Raw genomic sequence first — 565 nt, 5'->3', positions numbered from 1 at the left:
TTTCGGTGCATAGCTGGTATCGCTGGCAAGCCGCAGGTAAGGTGATCGCGGATCAGCGGCCCTTGGCCAAACGGAGTGATCCGGTGAATAAGCTGAGTGAAACGGAGCGTCAGGCGATTTTATCGGTGTGTAACAGTCCACGTTTTAACAGCGCTCCACCCAGCCAGATCGTACCTATTCTGAGCGACGAAGGTCGCTATTTAGCTTCTGAATCAACGATGTACCGCGTACTGCGCCAGGCCAATCAGCTTCAGCATCGTGGGCGGGCCGCCAAAGCGGTACGCAAAGCCAAACCGACCAGCTTCACCGCCACCGGGCCGAATCAAGTCTGGATGTGGGATATCACATGGCTGCCGAGTCAGGTGAAAGGCGAGTATTACAAACTGTATATGATCGAAGACCTGTTTAGCCGCTATCCGGTGGGCTGGGAAGTGCACGCAGAAGAAACAGGGGAACTGGCCGCTGAGCTGCTGCAACGCAGCGTGCTGGCCCAGCGCTGCAGCATGAGCCCGCTGGTTTTACATTCAGATAATGGTGCGCCGATGAAAAGTTACACCCTGAAAGC

1 protein-coding gene is annotated in these 565 nt (G+C 55.6%); it reads left to right on the top strand.

Annotation, left to right across the window (positions count from 1 at the left end):
- A partial coding sequence (locus CSQ88_RS22605; RefSeq protein WP_143449602.1) for a DDE-type integrase/transposase/recombinase occupies positions 1–565 on the top strand: 565 nt, incomplete at both ends.

Origin of the sequence: Iodobacter sp. BJB302, from assembly GCF_002735645.1 — a bacterium.
GTDB lineage: Bacteria > Pseudomonadota > Gammaproteobacteria > Burkholderiales > Chitinibacteraceae > Iodobacter.
This window is presented reverse-complemented; position numbering and strand designations above follow the sequence as displayed.